At 66.6% G+C, this 317-nt stretch carries 1 protein-coding gene; it reads right to left on the reverse strand.

The features are described from left to right. Nucleotides 1–9: 9 nt before the first annotated feature. Nucleotides 10–317, reverse strand: a 308-nt coding sequence (locus HFP89_RS15745; RefSeq protein WP_206212148.1) for a hypothetical protein, incomplete at its 5' end; no start/stop codon positions are given.

Below are 317 nucleotides of genomic sequence, written 5' to 3' on the forward strand. Positions count from 1 at the left end.
GAAGCCGGATCATTGCCGGTGGCTCGGTTCGAACACAGGCCGCTTCGGTGGACGGTTGTGGCCGACCAGCGACGGCTTGGCCTGGCCCTGGCTTCTCGGATGCATCCGGGGCCACTGTAAACCGCAGCCGGAGTGAGCCAGGGCGCGGTCCGACCACCGGCCCACCGACGCAATCCGGAAGCGCCTTCGCGTTCCGCCGCCTTCGAAGAGCGCTTTTGCCTGCTTTTGTCGCGACTGACAAAAGTAGGTCGCCAGAAAGCGGACGAAGTCCGCGTGGCGAAACGCCTGTAGCCCGAACCCCGGCACAGCCGCCGGAC

It is taken from the genome of Wenzhouxiangella sp. XN79A (assembly GCF_012272825.1).
GTDB lineage: Bacteria > Pseudomonadota > Gammaproteobacteria > Xanthomonadales > Wenzhouxiangellaceae.